The sequence below is a fragment of the Nocardioides nanhaiensis genome (genome assembly GCF_039542785.1).
Classification (GTDB): domain Bacteria; phylum Actinomycetota; class Actinomycetes; order Propionibacteriales; family Nocardioidaceae; genus Nocardioides; species Nocardioides nanhaiensis.
In genome coordinates this window covers 39,789-53,920 of the sequence record NZ_BAABIM010000004.1, presented here as the reverse complement: position 1 = coordinate 53,920, position 14,132 = coordinate 39,789, and the positions used below count along the sequence as shown (strand labels likewise).

Here is a 14,132-nt window from a genome sequence, read left to right as displayed (position 1 = left end):
TACTGGCCAGCAACCTGCCCGTCTCGGACGTCCCCAGGGGGAGCGAACCCACCGTGCCCGTCAATCACGACACCACCTTCGTCGACAACCTGACCCAGAACGTCGCGGTGCTCTTCCACGAGCGCGTCGCCTCCTCGCCCCAGAGCGAGGCCTACCGCTACCCCCGGGGTGAGGCGTGGGAGTCGGTCACCTGGAAGCAGGCCGGCGACCTCGTCGACCGGCTGGCCGCCGGTCTGCTCTCGCTGGGCCTGGAGCCCGAGCAGCGCGTGGGCATCGCCTCCGGCACGCGGTACGAGTGGATCCTGGCCGACCTGGCCATCATGTGCGCCGCGGGCGCCACCACCACCGTGTACCCGACCACCAACAGCGACGACGTCGCCTACATCCTCAGCGACTCCGAGTGCCGCGTGGTCTTCGCCGAGGACGACGAGCAGCTGGCCAAGCTGGCCGAGCACCAGGGCGACCTGCCGCAGCTGGGCACGATCGTCACCTTCGACGGCACCGCCGACGGCGAGCGCGTCATCACCATGGACGACCTCGCCGCGCGTGGTGACGCCTACCTGGCCGAGCACCCCGGCGTCATCGAGCGCACCGCGCAGAGCATCCCGCCCGAGCAGCTGGCCACGCTCATCTACACCTCGGGCACCACCGGTCGCCCCAAGGGCGTGCGGTTGCTCCACAAGTCGTGGGTCTACGAGGGCGCCGCCATCAAGGTGCAGAACATCCTCGACGAGAGCGACCTGCAGTTCCTGTGGCTGCCCATGGCGCACTCCTTCGGCAAGGTGCTGCTCTCCGCGCAGCTGGCCTGCGGCTTCGCCACCGCCATCGACGGCCGGGTCGAGAAGATCGTCGACAACCTGGGCATCGTGAAGCCGACGTTCATGGGCGCGGCGCCGCGCATCTTCGAGAAGGCCCACGCGCGCATCGTGATGATGCAGCAGGCCGAGGGCGGTGCGAAGGAGAAGCTGTTCAACCAGGCGTTCAAGGTCGGCACCGAGGTCGACCGCCGCAAGCGCGCCGGCCAGTCGGTCCCGCTGGGCCTCAAGCTGCAGCACGGGCTCTTCGACAAGCTGGTCTTCAGCAAGGTCCGTGACCGCTTCGGCGGACGCGTGCGCTTCTTCATCTCCGGCTCGGCGGCGCTCAACGCCGAGATCGCCGACTGGTTCCACGCGGCCGGGATCCTCATCCTCGAGGGCTACGGCATGACCGAGAACGCTGCCGGCGCCACGGTCAACCACCCCGAGGACTACAAGATGGGCACGGTGGGCCCCGCGCTGCCGGGCACCGAGGTCAAGATCGGCGAGAACGACGAGGTCATGCTGCGCGGCCCCCACGTGATGGCGGGTTACCACAACCTCCCGGAGGAGACCGCCAAGACGCTCACCGAGGACGGCTGGCTGCACACCGGCGACAAGGGCAGCCTCGACGCCGACGGCTTCCTGACCATCACCGGCCGGATCAAGGACCTCTTCAAGACCTCCGGTGGCAAGTACATCGCCCCCTCGGCCATCGAGTCGAAGTTCAAGGCGCTGTGTCCCTACGCCAGCCAGTTCATGGTCTTCGGCAACGACCGCAACTTCGTCGTCGCCCTGGTGACCCTCGACCCCGACGCGATGGCGTCGTGGGCCGAGGAGAACGGCATGGCCGGCAAGGACTACACCGAGATCGTCCGCTCCGAGAAGGTGCAGGAGATGGTGGGCGGCTACATCGAGGAGCTCAACGGTCGCCTGAACCGCTGGGAGACCATCAAGAAGTGGGAGATCCTCGACCACGACCTGACCATCGAGTCCGGCGAGCTGACCCCCTCGATGAAGGTCAAGCGCAACGTGGTGGAGGCCAACAACTCCGACAAGATCGCCGCCTTCTACGGCTGAGACGGCTCTGACGGCCCGCACAACGCGGGCACAGCCGGCGCACAGGGTCGGTGGGCACGGTGGTCGCATGACCACCACACCCACCGGCCCTGTGCCGTTCTCGCACGAGCCCGCCGACCCTGCCGACCACGCCGAGCACACCGACCACGACGAGCACCGCGAGGGGCTCGACCACGACCTGCCGGCCATGCAGGCTCGCGGCATGGTGCGCACCCCCGGCCGCCCGTGGGCGCGCCGAGGGCTGCTGGGGCTGGTGGGCGGTCTGGGCGCCGCGGCGCTGGTGGGCTGCGCGAGCGACTCCTCCTCCAGCGGCGCGACCTCGACGACGACCGGCGCCGGCTCCGGACCGGGCGGCGCTCCGCCGGAGGGGGGTCCCGGAGGTGCTGGCGGGGGAGGGATGTCGGTCTCGCAGGCCGACCTCGACGACGGCGACGTGCCCGAGGAGACGGCGGGGCCCTACCCCGGCGACGGCAGCAACGGGGTCAACGTGCTGACCGAGTCCGGCATCGTGCGCAGCGACCTGACCCGCAGCTTCGGCGATGCCTCCGGCGTGGCGGAGGGCGTGCCGCTGCAGATCCGGCTGCGCGTCTACGACAACACCGCCGACGGCATGACGCCGTACGCGGGTGCGGCCGTCTACCTGTGGCACTGCGACCGCGAGGGCCGCTACTCGCTGTACTCGGAGGGGGTCGAGGAGGAGAACTACCTGCGCGGCGTGCAGGAGGTGGCGCAGGACGGCACGATCACCTTCACCAGCATCTTCCCGGCCTGCTACAGCGGCCGCTGGCCGCACCTGCACTTCGAGGTCTACGGCTCGCTGGACGACGCCACGGCCGCCGGCACCAAGCTGCGCACCTCCCAGATCGCCTTCCCCGAGGAGGTCTGCCGCACGGTCTACGACACCGCCGAGGGCTACGAGGCCTCCCAGGGCAACCTGGACGGCGTCAGCCTGGACTCCGACGGCATCTTCAGCGACGGCTACTCGTTGCAGATGGGCACCGTGACCGGGTCGGTGGCGCAGGGCTACGAGCTGGCCATCAACGTGCCGGTCTGAGGTGGCCGGTGTGAGGATGGGGCGTGCCCTCCACCCTCCCGCCCGGCGACCCGGTTCCCGACGACGGCGCACTGCCGACGGCGGCGCTGCAGGAGCTGGGGGACCGCCCCTTCGGCCTCTACCTGCACGTCCCGTTCTGCTCGGTGCGCTGCGGCTACTGCGACTTCAACACCTACACCGCCACCGAGCTCGGCCCGGGTGTCTCGCGCGGTGACTGGGCGGGCACCGCCGGCGCCGAGGTGCGGTTGGCGCGCCGCGTGCTGGGTGAGGCGCAGCTGCCGGTGCGGACGGTCTTCGTGGGCGGCGGCACGCCCACGCTGCTCGCGCCGGCCGACCTGGGGGCCGTGCTCGCCGTCGCCCGGGAGGAGTTCGGTCTCGCGCCCGACGCCGAGGTGACCACGGAGTCCAACCCCGACTCGGTGACGCCCGAGAGCCTGGTGCAGCTGCGCGAGGCCGGCTTCACCCGGGTCTCGTTCGGCATGCAGAGCGCCGTGGGTCACGTGCTGCGGGTGCTCGACCGCACGCACGACCCCGAGCGCGTGCCGCGGGCCGTGGCCTGGGCACGGGAGGCCGGGTTCGAGCAGGTCAGCCTCGACCTGATCTACGGCACGCCGGGGGAGTCGGCCACCGACTGGGAGTCCAGTCTCGACGCCGCGCTGGCCTGCGAGCCCGACCACGTCTCGGCCTACGCCCTGATCGTCGAGGAGGGCACCGCGCTGGCGCGGCAGGTGCGCAGCGGCGTGGTGCCGGCGCCCGACGACGACGACCTGGCCGACAAGTACCTGGCGGCCGAGGAGCGGCTGAGCGCCGCGGGGCTGGGCTGGTACGAGGTCTCCAACTGGGCCCGCGACGCCGCCGGTGGTGCCGCCCGGTGTCGTCACAACGAGGGCTACTGGCGCGGGGCGGACTGGTGGGGCGTGGGCCCCGGCGCGCACTCGCACGTGAGCGGGGTGCGGTGGTGGAACCGCAAGCACCCGGCCGCGTGGACCGGTCGGCTGGTCGAGGGGCTCTCGCCGGCGCTGGCGCGCGAGGTGCTCGACGACGAGACGCGGCGCGTCGAGCGGGTGCTGCTGGAGCTGCGGCTGCGCGAGGGCCTGCCGCTCGCGACGCTCGACGACGCCGGTCGGGCCGCGGTGCCCGAGCAGGTGCGCCGCGGGCTCGCCGTCGTCGAGGGCTCGGGCGATCAGGAGCGCCTGGTGCTCACCCTCGAGGGTCGGCTGCTGGCCGACGCCGTCGTCCGCGACCTCGTGTAGCAGCGGCCGCCCGTCAGGAGCCCTCGGCGGTCACGAAGTCGATCAGCTCCTCGACGCGCCCGAGCAGCGCGGGCTCGAGGTCGCCGAACGAGGAGACCTTGCCCAGGATGTGCTGCCACGCGCGGGCGATGTCGGTCTGCGTGCGGTGCGGCCAGCCCAGGTGCTGGCACACGCCGCGCTTCCACTCGATCGAGCGGGGGATCGTGGGCCAGGCCCGCAGCCCGAGCCGGTCGGGCTTGACGGCCTGCCACACGTCGATGAACGGGTGCCCCACGATCAGCACGTGCTTGCCCACCTCGGAGCGCGCGATGCCCTGCGCGATCCGGCTCTCCTTCGAGCCGGCCACCAGGTGGTCGACGAGCACGCCCACGCGGCGCTGCGGCCCGGGACGGAAGTCGCGCAGGTGGTCGGCCAGGTCGTCCACGCCGCCGAGGTACTCCACGACGACGCCCTCGATGCGCAGGTCGTCGCCCCAGACCTTCTCGACCAGCTCGGCGTCGTGGCGGCCCTCGACGAAGATCCGGCTCTGCCGCGCCACCCGCGCCTTCGCGCCGTGCACGGCCACCGAGCCGGACGCCGTGCGGGTCGGCCGTGCCGAGGCGGCCCCCGCACGGACCGGGCGGGTCAGGATCACGGGGCGACCCTCCACCAGGAAGCCCGGCCCGAGCGGGAAGGTGCGGCGCCGGCCGCGGCGGTCCTCGAGGGTGAGCGTGTCGAGGTCCCGGTCGACCGCCACGATCTCCCCGCACCAGTCGGTGGTGACCTCCTCGACCACCGTGCCGATCTGGGCAGGGGCCTCGGTGGCGCGGCCGCGGGCGGGCTTGCGCCAGTCGCCGGCGAGGACGTCGGATCCGTAGCGGTCGGTCACGCTGCCCGACGGTAGGAGGCCGGACGGCGCAACGGGTCGCGACACACCGCGGCGAGGTCGTCTGTCGCCGGGGTCACGGTCGGTCAGGCCGAGGAGTCGTCCTGACCGACCGAGTCGCCGTCGGACTCCTCGGACTCCATCTCGTCGGCGGTCTTGCCGCCGTCGAGCAGACCCTCGACCGTCTCGCGGTCCTCCAGCCCCTCGGCCAGCGGGTTGTCCTCGCCGGGCACGAGGTCCTCGGGCAGCTGGTCGTCGGAGATGCCGAGGCCCTCGTCGGTGGCGTCGTTCCCGGCGTGGCTCTTCTCGTGCTCCTGCTCGCTCATGCCCGGGCGGTACCCCCGCGACGACGCTCTCAGACCATCGGCAGCCGCTTCTCGCCGCGCGACAGGTGGGCGTAGCCGCGGTTGACCGCGTGCACCAGGTGCTCGGCCGGGTAGGGCCAGGTGGTCGCCTCCAGCGCCTGCGAGGCCGGCACGCCGCGCGCGGCGAGGTCGCGCACGGTCTGGGCGACGACGCCGATGGCGTTGCGCTGCTCCTCGACGAAGTCGCGGTCCACCGGCGCCCCGTGCCCGGGCACCACGGTCGAGGTCGACGTCAACAGACCGAGCACGATGTCGAGCGAGTGCGGCCACTCCAGGGGCCAGCAGTCCTCGCCGAAGCCCGGACCGCCGGCCACGGTGGACTCCTCCACCAGGTCGCCGGCCAGCACCAGGTCGGCGTCCGGCACCCGGACCACGAGGTCGCCCGACGTGTGGCCCCGGCCGGGGTGCACCAGCTCCACGAACCGGTCGCCGAGGTCGAGCGTGGTGGCCGAGGAGAACGTGCGCTCGGCCGCCAGCACCTCGGTGGCAAGCACCTCCTCGCGGTGGGGGTCCTCGCCCTCGGCGTAGCGCGCCTTGACCCGCTCGCCGGCCTCGAGCGTGCGGGCCGCCGCCTCCTCGTGCGCGTGCAGCGCCACGGCGGGCCAGGCCTCCCGCACGGTGGCGTTGCCGAAGGTGTGGTCGAAGTGCTCGTGGGTGTTGACCACAGCCACCACCTCGCCGCGGCCGAGCCGGCGTACGTCGTCGACGACGGCGCGGGCGGCCAGCCCGCTGGCGTGCGTGTCGACGAGCACCAGGCCCGCCTCACCCCCGACCAGCGAGACGTTGACGTCGAACCACGCGTGGCGCGCGACCCAGACCCGATCGGCGACCTCGGTGAACATCTGGTCAGCCTAGGTGGGACCGGCCCTGCTGCCGGCGCGGGCTCACACCCACCCCAGGATCCCGGAGGACTGGGCCCCCGTCAGCAGAGCCCGGCGTGCAGCGTGGCCCGCAGCAGCTCGGCGAGGTCGTGGGGGTCGCGGGCCGGGCGGGGGAAGTCCAGGTGGGTCAGGTGGGCGCCCTCGGGGTCGACCCAGGTCAGGTCGAGGCCGGTGGCGTCCAGGTCGGCGAGGCTGACGCCGACGACGTCGGTCAACCGCGTGCCGGTGCGGGTGGCGACGGCCTGGCGCAGCTCCTGCTGGTGGGCGCCGTTGGCGTGCTCGACCGAGCGCTGCAGGAAACCGCGGTTCAGGCTCTGTCCAGGGGCGGAGAAGTGCTCGACGGGCACCCGCACCTGGGTGCCGCGAGGCGCTCCCTCGCGACCGAGCAGCACCACGTTGACGACGAGCACGACCACCTCGCGCGGCTCGGTGCAGCACGGGCACTCGGCGCGGCCGCGCCACTCGAGGCGGCCGGTGAGGGTGAGCCGAGCGGCGCGGTCGGCGGAACCGGGCGATCCCAACCCGCTCTCGAGGGTCAGCAGGGCGCTGCGCCGGCCGCGCGCCGCCAGCGCGAGGGCGGAGCCCGCGGGGCAGGAGAAGGTCGGCTCGCCGTCGAGGTCCTGCATGCCGAGGTCCGCGCCGTCGGCCAGCACGTCGTCGACGCCGTCGACGACCAGCTGCACGTCGGCGGGGCAGGCCAGCACGCTGCGGGCGGCGGTCGCCAGACGGTGCTCGTCGGCGCGCGCCAGGGTCTGCTGCGGGATCGAGTGCTCGACGGTCATGGTCACCTCGGGGGTCGACGAGGTCCTCGGGATCGAGGACCAGGTTGGCTTAGGCAAGCCTAACCTACGCGTTGCCCGGTCGGGAAGGCTCCGGCCACGTGACGCCCGCCGCAGGTTCGGCGGCGACCGTGCCGGGCGAGTAGTCTTGGCACTCTGAACAGGCGAGTGCCAACAGGTGCCCGCGCAGCCGGGTAGTCGACGAGCCGGGAGGTGGGAGCGTGCAGGAGGAGCGGCGCCTGGCCGTGCTCCGGGCCATCGTGGAGGACTACGTCGCGACCGAGGAACCCGTGGGCTCCCGGGCCCTGGTCGAGCGCCACGGCCTCGGGGTCTCCCCGGCGACGGTGCGCAACGACATGGCCGCCCTCGAGGACGAGGGCTACATCACCCAGCCCCACACCAGCGCCGGCCGGGTCCCCACCGACAAGGGCTACCGGCTCTTCGTCGACCGCCTCACCACCGTCAAGCCGATGAGCACCGCCGAGAAGAGGGCGATCAGCACCTTCCTGGAGGGGGCGGTCGACCTCGACGACGTCGTGGGCCGCTCGGTGCGCCTGCTCTCGCAGCTGACCCGGCAGGTGGCGGTGGTGCAGTACCCCACGCTCTCGCGCTCCACCGTGCGCCACGTCGAGCTGGTCGCCCTCGCGCCCAACCGTCTGCTGCTCGTCCTGATCCTCAGCACCGGGCGGGTCGAGCAGCGCGTCGTCGAGCTGGCCGAGGACCTCGGCGACGACGACCTCGCGGCGCTGCGGCGCCGGGTCAACGGCATCGCCACGGGCGCGCAGATCTCGGTGGCCGTGGCGGTGCTGCGCGATCTGGCCGAGGACCCCCACGCCGAGGCGACCACCCGCGTCGTGGTCGAGACCCTGGCCGAGGCGATGAGCGACCACCGCTCCGACGAGCGGCTGGTGGTGGGCGGCGCCGCCAACCTGGCCCGCTACGGCGACAGCTTCGACTCCGCGGTGCGTCCGCTGCTGGAGGCCATCGAGGAGCACGTGGTGCTGCTGCGCCTGCTGGGCGAGGCCACGACCGGTGGTCTGGTCACGGTGCGCATCGGCGCCGAGGGCCCCGTGGAGCAGCTCTCCTCCACCAGCGTGGTCACCACCGGCTACGGCCCGCACGACGACGCGCTGGCCACCCTGGGCGTCGTCGGCCCCACCCGCATGGACTACCCCGGCACCATGGCTGCGGTGCGTGCCGTGGCCCGCTACGTCTCCCGCATCCTCGACGAGGCCTGAGGGCCTCCCGACCGGAATCGAAGGACCCTTCTGTGCCCCAGGACCTGTACGACCTGCTCGGCGTGACCCGCGAGGCGGAGGCCGACGAGATCAAGAAGGCCTACCGCAAGCTGGCGCGCCAGCTGCACCCGGACGTGAACCCGGACCCCGCCACCCAGGAGCGCTTCAAGGAGGTCTCGGCCGCCTACGAGGTGCTCTCGGACCCGCAGAAGCGGGCCGCCTACGACCGTGGCGGCAACCCCTTCGGCGCCGGCGGAGCCGACTTCGGCCAGGGCGCGGGGTTCTCGTTCACCGACATCATGGACGCCTTCTTCGGCGGCCAGGGCCCGGGTGGCGGTGGCGGTGGCCGGGGGCCCCGCTCACGGGTGCGCCGGGGCCAGGACGCCCTGATCCGTCTCGAGATCTCGCTGGCCGAGGCCGCGTTCGGCGTCTCGCGCGAGATCAAGGTCGACACGGCCGTGCTCTGCTCCACCTGCGGGGGCGACGGCGCCGCACCGGGCAGCCGTCCGGTGCCGTGCGAGACCTGCCACGGCCAGGGCGAGGTCGCCCACGTGCAGCGCTCGTTCCTCGGCGAGATCCGCACCCTGCGTCCCTGCGCGGCCTGCCGCGGGTTCGGCTCGATCATCCCCGACCCCTGCCGCGAGTGCGCGGGTGACGGCCGCGTGCGCTCGCGCCGCACGCTCACGGTCAAGATCCCCGCCGGCGTCGACAACGGCACCCGGGTGCAGCTCACCGAGCAGGGCGAGGTCGGCCCGGGTGGCGGCCCGGCCGGCGACCTGTACGTGGAGATCCACGTGGCCGCGCACGAGGTCTTCACCCGACGCGGCAACGACCTGCTGTGCACCGTGACGGTGCCCATGACGGCCGCCGCGCTCGGCACCACCATCGAGCTGCCCACGTTGGAGGCCGACGTCGAGAGCGGCGCCGGCTCGGGCGTCGAGACCTCCTTCGAGCTCGAGGTGCGACCCGGCACCCAGTCGGGCACCGAGACGGTGCTGCGCGGGCGCGGCGTCCCCGGTCTGCGCGGCGGGCGCGGTGACCTGCTGGTCACCGTGGCGGTCGAGACGCCGACCCGCCTCGACGCCCGCCAGGAGGAGCTGTTGCGCGAGCTGGCCGGGCTGCGCGAGGAGGAGTCGCCCACCGGGCAGGTCAAGCCCGGTCAGAAGTCGGTCTTCGGCCGGCTGCGCGACGCCTTCAACCCGCACTGAGGCACGGATCCGGTGAGGGGGCGCGTCCGGTGAGCCTGCCCGTGCACCTGGTGCCCGACCTCGCCGGCGTCGCCCCCGGGCGGACTGTGCTCGTGGAGGGCGACGAGGCCCACCACGCCGTCGCGGTGCGCCGGATGCGCGTGGGGGAGCAGCTGCAGCTGACCGAGGGTCGGGGCACGGTGGTCACCGGCGAGGTGGCCGAGACCGGCAAGCGACGGCTGCTGGTGCGGGCCCTCGAGGTGCGCACCGAGCCCGAGCCGCAGCCGCGCCTCGTGGTCGTGCAGGCGCTGCCCAAGGGTGATCGCGGCGAGCTCGCCGTCGAGGTGCTCACCGAGGTGGGTGTGGCCGAGGTCGTGCCGTGGGCCGCGGCGCGCTCGGTGGCGGTGTGGCGCGGCGAGCGGGTGGCCAAGGGGCTGGCCCGCTGGCGCGCCACGGCCCGCGAGGCCGCGAAGCAGGCCCGGCGCCCCTGGCACCCGCAGGTGGCCGACCTCGCCACCACCGAGGACGTGCTGGCCCGGGTGGCGGCGGCAACGCTGGCCCTGGTGCTGCACGAGGACGCCACGGTCGGGCTGGCCGGCCTGGCACTGCCCGCCGAGGGCGAGGTGCTCCTCGTGGTGGGTCCCGAGGGCGGCCTGGCCGAGGCGGAGCTGGCGGCGCTGCGCGACGCCGGCGCACAGGTGGTGCGGCTCGGCGCGGAGGTGCTGCGCACCAGCACCGCCGGCCTGGCCGCCGCCGCCGCGCTGCTGGCGCGGACACCGCGCTGGGGCGCGGCCGGCGAGCCCCTACCCTGACGGCCGTGCCTGCCGAGGAGACCGCCCCCGCCGCCCCTGCGACCCCAGCGACGCCTGACACCGCGCAGGTGCTGCACACCCACCGCGACGGCGACGTGACCGTGCTGGAGCTGCACCGCCCCGAGCGTCGCAACGCGCTCGACCTGGCCCTGTGCCGCGCCCTGCACGACGCCGCCGCCGGCGCCGTCGAGGACGGCGCCCGGGTGCTGGTGATCACCGGGCACGGCACCGCCTTCTGCGCGGGTGCCGACCTCGGCGGCGTCTACGGCGAGGAGTTCCTGGAGGCGCTCTACGGGATGCTGCACGGCCTGACCCGGCTGCCCGTCCCGGTGATCGCGGCGGTCAACGGCCCCGCGATCGGGGCGGGCACCCAGCTCGCGATCGCCTCGGACCTGCGCGTGGCCGACGAGACCGCGCGCTTCGCCGTCCCGACCCCCCGCAACGGCATGGCCGTGGACGCCTGGACGATGCGGATGCTGGCCCATCTGGCCGGCGGCGGGGTCGCCCGGCGCCTCATGGTCGCCGCCGACACCCTGACCCGCGACGAGGCCCTCCAGCACGGGCTCGTCGACCGCACCGGCACGCTGGAGGACGCGCTGGCGTGGGCGCACGAGATCGCGGCGCTCGCACCGCTCAGCCTCGCGCACAACAAGGCCGTGCTGAGCGCGATGGTCGACACCGCGCACGACGCCGCCACCCAGGCCTCCTTCGACGCGTGCTGGGCCAGCGAGGACGTGCGCGAGGCAGCCGCCGCGCGCGCCGAGAAGCGCACGCCGGTCTTCCGCGGTCGCTGAGCCGGCCCGGTCGCGCCGGGCGCGTCGGCGGCTACTCGACGACGATCGTGCGGGTGTCCTCGGCCGGCCCGAACCCCTCGGTGCCGGCGGTGGGGTCGTCGGTCATCGCGGCGAAGGTGTACTCGCCCGGCTCGAGCCCCGAGACGTCGACCTCGGCCTCCCAGGGGTACAGCCCGTCGATCCAGCCCTCGGCCGTGGTGAAGCCGTCGAGCACGACCTCCTCGCCGCGCCGCACCTGCCAGGGGATGGTGGCCTCGAAGGAGCTGCCGACGCCCGTGGCGGTGAAGCTGCCGCTGACCGTCGTGCCCTCGGCGGGGTCGCTGACGCTCACCAGGTTGAGGACGTCGAGCTCGGGGGCGCTGCGCAGGCCGTTCTCGGTGGGGACGCCGAACAGCGTGGTGGGGGCGCCGTCGAGCGTCGCGAAGACCCGCACCCGGGCCTGGGCGATGCCGGAGACGGTGTACACGACCGCCTGGGCGGCGGTGCGGGCCTCGCGGGCGCTCATGCCGGCCGGTCGCGCGACCAGGCTGTCGTCGGCCAGCTCGAGGGTCACCTGCGCCTGGTCGCCCGTGCCGTCCAGGCTGGTGCCGGCCAGCCCGGCGGCGGTCGGCGTGGCCAGCGGGGAGCGGTAGTCGGGGTCGAGTGCGTCGCCGCTGAGCAGCAGCTCGAGCGCGTCGGTCACGGGGTCGGCGGCGTCGACGTCGCGGAACTCGCGGAAGAGCACCGGGCCGCGGGAGCGTCCGGCCAGCGAGGGCCCGTCGCCCACGAAGTAGACCGGCGCCGCCACCTGCTCCCCGGCGTCCTCGCTCTCGGAGGGAGCCTCAGAGGTCTCGGCGGGCGTGCTGGGCTCGGCGGCGGACTCCGAGGGGCTCGCGGGGGCGCTGGAGGTGGGCTCCTCGGCGGTGCCGCCGTCGTCGTCGGACCCGCCGCAGCCGGCCAGGGCCAGCGAGGTGGCCACCGCCAGGACGGCGAGGCGGGCGCGGGTGCGGGGGAGGGGGCGAGCGCTCATGACAACCATCCTGGTCGGGTCGGCGGGTGAACTGGCGGACGAGCGGGCGTGCGCGTGTCGGTGCCACGGGTCGAGGTGTCGCCGCTCACCGCTGAGACGCGCGGGCGGGCCGACCGGTTGCGTGGCCGCTGGATCGGGGGGTGCCATGATCACCAGATGGACGACTGCCTGTTCTGCAAGATCGTGCGCGGTGAGGTGCCCGCCGAGGTCGTGCACACCACCGAGCGCACGGTCGCCTTCCGCGACATCAACGCCCAGGCGCCCACGCACGTGCTGGTGGTGCCGCGCCAGCACTTCGCGAATGCCGCCGAGCTGGCCGCGGGCGACCCGCAGGCCAGCGCCGAGCTGGTGACGACGGCGGCCGCCGTCGCGGTGGCCGAGGGCCACGGCGAGGACTACCGGCTGGTGTTCAACACCGGCGCCGGCGCCGGACAGACCGTCTTCCACACCCACCTGCACGTGCTGGCCGGACGCGACCTGGGCTGGCCGCCGGGCTGAGTCCGCTGGGGCTGGCCGGCGGGAGTGGTCGGCGTCAGTCGCCGAGCCACCACTGGGCGATCCGCACGACGTGCATCGCCAGCGGCAGGCACAGCACCAGCAGCAGGGTCCAGGCCGTGAAGCGGTGCACGGGCTTGGTGCTGTCCAGCCGGCCCGCGAAGTCGAGCAGGGCGCCGTCCGGGACGTGGTGGGTCAGCCCCATCGCCTTGGCATCGGGCGGCAGGTGACCGCCGGGGAACCAGACCGGCGCGAGCTGCGGGTCGTCGGGATCGGGGTCCTCGTCGAACTCGTCGCGCTCCCAGTCGCGCTCACCCCGCTGCATGGGCACACCGTACGCGGCTCGGGCCCACCCGGAAGTGGATGGTCGTGCCGCGGGCGCTCCCGTAGACTCGGGAGGTCCGCCGGACCCGTCACAGAAAGACTCCATGACAGACAGCACCCAGCCGAGCCACCAGCCCGGCGAGAGCGCCCGCCCGCGCACCAAGCACGTGGTCGTCGTCCCCAACAGCGTCAACATGGTCAGCGTGCTGGGGCCCGGTGACGAGCACCTCGGCCTGATCGAGCGCAGCTTCGACGCCGAGATCCACGTGCGCGGCAACCGGATCAGCATGCACGGCGACCCCGGCGAGGTCGCCCTGGTCGAGCGGCTGCTCGACGAGCTCGTGGCCATCATCCGCACCGGGCAGGGCGTGACGCCCGAGACCGTGGAGCGGGTGGTGCAGATGCTCCGCGCCGACACCACCGAGCGACCCGCCGACGTGCTGAGCCTCAACATCCTCAGCAACCGCGGTCGCTCCATCCGCCCGAAGACGCTGAACCAGAAGCGCTACGTCGACGCCATCGACAAGCACACGATCACCTTCGGCATCGGGCCGGCCGGTACCGGCAAGACCTACCTCGCCATGGCCAAGGCCGTGCAGGCGCTGCAGGCCAAGTCGGTCAACCGGATCATCCTGACCCGCCCGGCCGTCGAGGCCGGCGAGAGCCTGGGCTTCCTGCCCGGCACGCTCAGCGAGAAGATCGACCCGTACCTGCGGCCGCTCTACGACGCGTTGCACGACATGATCGACCCCGAGACGATCCCCAAGCTGCTGGCCGCCGGCACGATCGAGGTGGCGCCGCTGGCCTACATGCGCGGCCGCTCGCTCAACGACTCCTTCATCATCCTCGACGAGGCGCAGAACACCACGCCCGAGCAGATGAAGATGTTCCTGACCCGCCTCGGGTTCGGCTCCAAGATCGTCGTCACCGGCGACGTCACCCAGGTCGACCTCCCCGGCGGGGTGCGCAGCGGCCTGCGCGTGGTCGAGGGGATCCTCGACGAGGTCGAGGACATCTCCTTCAACCGGCTCACCGCCAACGACGTGGTGCGCCACCGCCTGGTGGGCAGGATCGTCGCCGCCTACGACGAGTTCGACGCCCACCGCTCGGAGGCGGCCGCAGGCGCCGGCCCCCGCGCCGGTGGCGCCCGCACGGAGCGCTCCTGATGGAGCCTCCGGAACCCGCCCGACCCGAGCACGAGC

Annotated in this window: 15 protein-coding genes; 9 read left to right on the top strand and 6 right to left on the bottom strand. The window is 73.6% G+C overall.

What is annotated here, in order from left to right; all coding sequences use genetic code 11:
* Positions 1-53: 53 nt before the first annotated feature.
* The 3 genes from ABD948_RS17325 to hemW all read left to right on the top strand — a co-directional run bounded on the left by ABD948_RS17325 (position 54) and on the right by hemW (position 4,181).
* Positions 54-1,874, top strand: a complete 1,821-nt coding sequence (locus ABD948_RS17325) for an AMP-dependent synthetase/ligase (protein WP_345268161.1) — start codon at positions 54-56, stop codon at positions 1,872-1,874.
* Between the two features lie 67 nt (positions 1,875-1,941).
* Positions 1,942-2,928: a dioxygenase family protein gene (locus tag ABD948_RS17320; RefSeq protein ID WP_345268159.1), complete on the top strand. Its 987-nt coding sequence runs from the start codon at positions 1,942-1,944 to the stop codon at positions 2,926-2,928.
* 23 nt (positions 2,929-2,951) lie between these two features.
* Positions 2,952-4,181: a radical SAM family heme chaperone HemW gene (hemW, locus tag ABD948_RS17315; protein ID WP_345268157.1), complete on the top strand. Its 1,230-nt coding sequence runs from the start codon at positions 2,952-2,954 to the stop codon at positions 4,179-4,181.
* A 13-nt stretch (positions 4,182-4,194) separates the two neighbouring features.
* On the opposite strand, the gene ABD948_RS17310 is transcribed toward hemW, so the two are convergent.
* The 4 genes from ABD948_RS17310 to ABD948_RS17295 all read right to left on the bottom strand — a co-directional run bounded on the left by ABD948_RS17310 (position 4,195) and on the right by ABD948_RS17295 (position 7,074).
* Positions 4,195-5,049, bottom strand: coding sequence for a DUF3097 domain-containing protein (locus tag ABD948_RS17310; RefSeq protein ID WP_345268155.1), 855 nt, complete (start codon positions 5,047-5,049; stop codon positions 4,195-4,197).
* An 83-nt stretch (positions 5,050-5,132) separates the two neighbouring features.
* Positions 5,133-5,372, bottom strand: a complete 240-nt coding sequence (locus ABD948_RS17305) for a hypothetical protein (protein WP_345268153.1) — start codon at positions 5,370-5,372, stop codon at positions 5,133-5,135.
* Between the two features lie 29 nt (positions 5,373-5,401).
* The gene (locus ABD948_RS17300; RefSeq protein ID WP_345268151.1) at positions 5,402-6,253 is read right to left on the bottom strand and encodes an MBL fold metallo-hydrolase; all 852 of its coding nucleotides are present in this window, start codon (positions 6,251-6,253) and stop codon (positions 5,402-5,404) included.
* Positions 6,254-6,333: 80 nt separating this feature from the next.
* Entirely contained in the window at positions 6,334-7,074 is a 741-nt protein-coding gene (locus ABD948_RS17295; protein WP_345268149.1) for a hypothetical protein, read from the bottom strand.
* 218 nt (positions 7,075-7,292) lie between these two features.
* Between ABD948_RS17295 and hrcA the strand changes: the two genes are divergently transcribed.
* From hrcA to ABD948_RS17275, 4 genes are read left to right on the top strand one after another with little or no spacing between them, the layout of a single operon-like run.
* Positions 7,293-8,309: a heat-inducible transcriptional repressor HrcA gene (gene hrcA / locus ABD948_RS17290; RefSeq protein WP_345268147.1), complete on the top strand. Its 1,017-nt coding sequence runs from the start codon at positions 7,293-7,295 to the stop codon at positions 8,307-8,309.
* 32 nt (positions 8,310-8,341) lie between these two features.
* Positions 8,342-9,517, top strand: a complete 1,176-nt coding sequence (gene dnaJ / locus ABD948_RS17285) for a molecular chaperone DnaJ (RefSeq protein ID WP_345268145.1) — start codon at positions 8,342-8,344, stop codon at positions 9,515-9,517.
* A gap of 29 nt (positions 9,518-9,546) precedes the next feature.
* Positions 9,547-10,308, top strand: coding sequence for a 16S rRNA (uracil(1498)-N(3))-methyltransferase (locus ABD948_RS17280; RefSeq protein ID WP_345268143.1), 762 nt, complete (start codon positions 9,547-9,549; stop codon positions 10,306-10,308).
* A gap of 5 nt (positions 10,309-10,313) precedes the next feature.
* Entirely contained in the window at positions 10,314-11,102 is a 789-nt protein-coding gene (locus ABD948_RS17275) for an enoyl-CoA hydratase (protein ID WP_345268141.1), read from the top strand.
* A gap of 31 nt (positions 11,103-11,133) precedes the next feature.
* On the opposite strand, the gene ABD948_RS17270 is transcribed toward ABD948_RS17275, so the two are convergent.
* Positions 11,134-12,111, bottom strand: a complete 978-nt coding sequence (locus ABD948_RS17270; RefSeq protein ID WP_345268139.1) for a Gmad2 immunoglobulin-like domain-containing protein — start codon at positions 12,109-12,111, stop codon at positions 11,134-11,136.
* A gap of 156 nt (positions 12,112-12,267) precedes the next feature.
* On the opposite strand from ABD948_RS17270, the gene ABD948_RS17265 reads away from it, so the two are divergent.
* Complete coding sequence (locus ABD948_RS17265) at positions 12,268-12,609, top strand: histidine triad nucleotide-binding protein (protein ID WP_345268137.1); 342 nt, start codon at positions 12,268-12,270, stop codon at positions 12,607-12,609.
* 34 nt (positions 12,610-12,643) lie between these two features.
* Here ABD948_RS17265 and ABD948_RS17260 read toward each other — a convergent pair whose 3' ends face one another.
* Positions 12,644-12,931: a hypothetical protein gene (locus tag ABD948_RS17260; RefSeq protein ID WP_345268135.1), complete on the bottom strand. Its 288-nt coding sequence runs from the start codon at positions 12,929-12,931 to the stop codon at positions 12,644-12,646.
* Between the two features lie 103 nt (positions 12,932-13,034).
* Here ABD948_RS17260 and ABD948_RS17255 point away from each other — a divergent pair, with 103 nt between their 5' ends.
* On the top strand, positions 13,035-14,096 hold the full coding sequence (locus ABD948_RS17255) for a PhoH family protein (protein WP_345268133.1): 1,062 nt from the start codon (positions 13,035-13,037) through the stop codon (positions 14,094-14,096).
* Positions 14,097-14,132: the final 36 nt, after the last annotated feature.

Excerpts from the sequence above, each read along its gene's own strand:
- ABD948_RS17320 (WP_345268159.1), top strand. The coding sequence starts at position 1,942 with ATGACCACCACACCCACCGGCCCTGTGCCGTTCTCGCACGAGCCCGCC.
- ABD948_RS17305 (WP_345268153.1), bottom strand. The coding sequence starts at position 5,372 with ATGAGCGAGCAGGAGCACGAGAAGAGCCACGCCGGGAACGACGCCACC.
- ABD948_RS17300 (WP_345268151.1), bottom strand. The coding sequence starts at position 6,253 with ATGTTCACCGAGGTCGCCGATCGGGTCTGGGTCGCGCGCCACGCGTGG.
- ABD948_RS17295 (WP_345268149.1), bottom strand. The coding sequence starts at position 7,074 with ATGACCGTCGAGCACTCGATCCCGCAGCAGACCCTGGCGCGCGCCGAC.
- ABD948_RS17270 (WP_345268139.1), bottom strand. The coding sequence starts at position 12,111 with ATGAGCGCTCGCCCCCTCCCCCGCACCCGCGCCCGCCTCGCCGTCCTG.
- ABD948_RS17265 (WP_345268137.1), top strand. The coding sequence starts at position 12,268 with ATGGACGACTGCCTGTTCTGCAAGATCGTGCGCGGTGAGGTGCCCGCC.
- ABD948_RS17260 (WP_345268135.1), bottom strand. The coding sequence starts at position 12,931 with ATGCAGCGGGGTGAGCGCGACTGGGAGCGCGACGAGTTCGACGAGGAC.
- ABD948_RS17255 (WP_345268133.1), top strand. The coding sequence starts at position 13,035 with ATGACAGACAGCACCCAGCCGAGCCACCAGCCCGGCGAGAGCGCCCGC.